This window comes from Monashia sp. HAY1-2A (genome assembly GCF_056755315.1).
This window is the reverse complement of the sequence record NZ_JBNDHY010000254.1, coordinates 1-3255: the sequence shown is the minus strand read 5'-3', so window position 1 is coordinate 3255 and position 3255 is coordinate 1. Positions and strand designations below refer to the sequence as shown.

The window sequence follows — 3255 nt, the reverse complement described above, 5'->3', positions numbered from 1 at the left end:
TCTCCACCTACCGCGAGGACTCGGACCTCCTGAGGCTGCGTCGTGAGGAGATCGAGCTGTCCGAGGCGAGCCCACGCGTCGCCGAGGCCCTCGCGCTCGGGGAGGAGGCCGAACGTGTCACCGGCGGTGTGTTCACGACACTGCTGCCGACGCCGGAGGGCGACCTCGCCTTCGACCCGACCGGCCTCGTCAAGGGCTGGGCCGTCGACCTCGCGGCCGAGCGTCTCGGCTCTCTGCCTGGCACCTCCTTCTGCGTCAACGCCGGCGGGGACCTCCTCATCGGGGCCCACGCCGACGTGCCGCTCGAGGGGCCGGGCGCCATCCCGTGGCGGGTTGGCATCGAGGACCCCATGGACCGCAGCCGGGTCGCGGGCACCGTGACGCTGACGCACGGGGCCGTCGCGACGTCGGGGACGGCCGCTCGCGGGGCCCACCTCTACGACCCGGTGCGCGGCGAGCACGTCGCGCGCCCGGGTTCCGTGACCGTCGTCGGGCCGCGTCTCGTGTGGGCCGACATCTGGGCGACGGCGCTGTTCGTCGGGGGACAGACCGCCCGTGAACGGTTCGCGCTCGACGCCCGCGACTACCTGTCGACCGTGCTCTGAGCCGCCGCCGGCCCCCTGGAGAGGGCCGCCGTCTCTTGTCCGATTCGCGGCATTCGCCCGGCTCGTCCCGCTGAATCTGCTTGTGCCGCAAGGCCACTCGTCCGACGGGTCGGACCGGTGGCCTTGCGGCTTTCTTGCGCAAAGCCTGCGGCCAACAGCCCGCCGTCTTGTGGTTGCCCCGACACAGTGGTCCCAGCCAGAACGGAAGGCGACGACGACCGGAGCAGTGACGTGGCAGCGCCACCCGCCCCGAACCGCGCGAAGCACGACCAGCACGACCGGGACGACCAGCAGGTCCGACTTTCGCCGAACAGACAGGAGAGCGCCGTGAGCAGCACCGCAAGCCTGGCCCGCGCACCGCGGCCGCTGCGGCCGCACGGCACGCGCCGGGCGTTCGCAGCCACCGGGTCGCTGCCGCAGACCTCCCCCGTGGGACGGACGGCCGTCCGCGTGAGGTCCCGCCGGGCCCGCGCCGGGTGGACGACCCTGCGTCGGGCGGTTCGACGGTTGTCGGCGATCGCCACGGCGACGCTCGTGCTCACTGCCGCGGCGGTCCTCGCGGTCGTCGCGATCGGTCCGCACGTCTTCGGCTACCGCACGTCGACGATGCTCGGCGCGAGCATGGCACCGGGCATCGAGCGCGGCGACCTCGTCGTCAGCGTCCCGGTCCGTGCGGCCGAGGTCGCCGTGGGCGACGTCATCACCTACCGCTCCCCGGTCGAGGCCGGCCGGTACGAGACGAGGCGCGTGGTCTCGGTCGGGCGCGACGCCGCCGGCCGCGTCAGCCTCGTCACCCGGGCAGACGCGAGCGACACGGTCGACCCGTGGGTCGTGACCGCTGAGGGCGGCACCGTTTGGCGCTCGACGCACGTCGTGCGGCACCTCGGCGAGGTCGTCGGCGTCCTGAGCGCCCCCTTGCAGCAGACGTGGGCGCTCTGGGGCGTCCTCGGCCTCGCGCTCCTCATGGGCCTGCGGGGCATCGGGACCACCGGAAAGGAGCGCACCGATGTGTGAGACGCCGCTGCACCTGCAGGCCGACCTCGAGCCCGTGTTCGAGCCCGGCACGCTCTTCGCCCTCGGCGAGGAGCTCGAGAGCCAGCTGGTGGCCTCGTCGGTCGCCCGCACCTACCTGCGACTGCTCGCCGAACGCGTCGGGCGCATCGAGGCGGCGCTGACGACCGGCGACGAGGAAGGGGCCCTGGAGGTGCTCCTCAGCCTCCGCGTCACGTCGGGGACCGTGGGGGCTCGTCGCCTCGCCGCCCGGACGACCCTGCTCATCGACGCCGTCGAGGCGGACGAGACCGAGCGCACGTGGGAGTGCCTCGGACAGCTCGCGCACGACACCGCGGAGACGGAGGTGGCCCTCGGGCTGCACCTGTCCGGGTGGCAGCGCGGATAGACCGTGGCGGACCGGGCGTGGCTGGGTGGGCCGGCTCGGTCGGGTGAGCGCCGCGGGGCAGGAGCCGGACGCCTACGGGGCGTCCGGCTCCTCCATGCGGTAGCCGACGCCGCGGACCGTCCGGATGAGCGGACGGGTGCCCTCGGGCGCGGCCCGGGTCAGCTTGCGACGCAGGTTGCCGACGTGCACCTCGACGAGGTGCTCCTCCGAGGACCAGCCGGCCCCCCATAGCGTGTCGAGCAGCACGGCCCGCGACCAGACGCGTCGTGGCGCGGCGAGCATCGTCGTCAGCAGGTCGAACTCGGTCCGGGTCAGCTCGACCTCGCGCTCGTCGACCGTGACGGTGCGGCTCTCCGTGTCGACGGCGAGCAGGCCGTGCCGGACCACGGACCCCGGCTCACCGGCACCCGGGCGGTGCCCAGGAGCGCCGGCCGTGAGGTCGTCCCGGCCGATGGCGTCGAACACGCGGGGCCCCGCTGCCGGACCGGTCCCGAGCCCGCCACCCGACCCCGCACCCGACCCGGGACCCGAGCCGGGCATCGACGTCGCGCCGTTCGAGCCGGCGACCGGGATGGGTCCCGTGGCGCCGGCACTCGGGTCCCACGACGTGCGCGGCCGACGCAGCAGCGCGTTGACGCGCACCTGCAGCTCGCGCGGGCTGAACGGCTTCGTCAGGTAGTCGTCGGCACCCGTCTCGAGCCCCATGAGGCGGTCGATCTCCTCGGTGCGGGCGCTGATCATGATGATGTAGGCCTGGCTCGTCTCGCGCACCCGCCGACACACCTCGATGCCGTCGAGGTCGGGCAGCCCGAGGTCGAGGGTCACGACGTCGGGGTCGGTCGTCGTCACGAGGTCGATGGCCTCGCGACCCGACCGCGCGACGGCGACGGCGAACCCCTGCATGGCGAGGCTGTGCGTGATGAGCTGCCGGATGTCGTCGTCGTCCTCGACGACGACTGCCCTGCGCTCGGTGCCCGTCATGCGTGGATTGTGACAGATGGGGCGTATGACGCACCCCGGAACGGGCCCAGTGGCCGCCGACTTCTCGCGTCTTTCTTGCAGCAGGAGCACCGGCTCAGTTGCGCTCGGACCTCGAGAATCGGACTCGGGACGACGCCCCCGAGGAGGCCGGCGCACGCAACCGGTGCGCCGGCGCCCCGTCCCACGTGGCCCAGCAGCGGGCGGCGTCCTCAGAGCGCGGCGAGCCGGTCGGACAGCGCCGAGGCGTCGGTGACGGGCAGGTCGCACACC

Annotated in this window: 4 protein-coding genes; 3 read left to right on the top strand and 1 reads right to left on the bottom strand. The window is 73.7% G+C overall.

What is annotated here, in order from left to right; genetic code table 11:
- The 3 genes from ACPYOM_RS21415 to ACPYOM_RS21405 all read left to right on the top strand — a co-directional run.
- On the top strand, positions 1–605 hold a 605-nt coding region (locus tag ACPYOM_RS21415), incomplete at its 5' end, for an FAD:protein FMN transferase (protein ID WP_481347504.1).
- A 327-nt stretch (positions 606–932) separates the two neighbouring features.
- Positions 933–1619 carry a S24/S26 family peptidase gene (locus ACPYOM_RS21410; protein ID WP_481347503.1) on the top strand — a complete coding sequence of 229 codons (687 nt, stop codon included), beginning with the start codon at positions 933–935 and terminating at the stop codon, positions 1617–1619.
- Complete coding sequence (locus ACPYOM_RS21405; protein ID WP_481347502.1) at positions 1612–2004, top strand: hypothetical protein; 393 nt, start codon at positions 1612–1614, stop codon at positions 2002–2004. The genes ACPYOM_RS21410 and ACPYOM_RS21405 overlap by 8 nt, the downstream gene beginning before the upstream one ends.
- A gap of 72 nt (positions 2005–2076) precedes the next feature.
- Here the strand turns inward: ACPYOM_RS21405 and ACPYOM_RS21400 are convergent, their stop codons facing one another.
- Entirely contained in the window at positions 2077–2985 is a 909-nt protein-coding gene (locus tag ACPYOM_RS21400; RefSeq protein WP_481347501.1) for a response regulator transcription factor, read from the bottom strand.
- Between the last annotated feature and the right edge of the window lie 270 nt (positions 2986–3255).

What these genes read in the sequence shown, in the direction of transcription:
- ACPYOM_RS21405 (WP_481347502.1), top strand. Translation starts at nt 1,612, where the DNA reads ATGTGTGAGACGCCGCTGCACCTGCAGGCCGACCTCGAGCCCGTGTTC.
- ACPYOM_RS21400 (WP_481347501.1), bottom strand. Translation starts at nt 2,985, where the DNA reads ATGACGGGCACCGAGCGCAGGGCAGTCGTCGTCGAGGACGACGACGAC.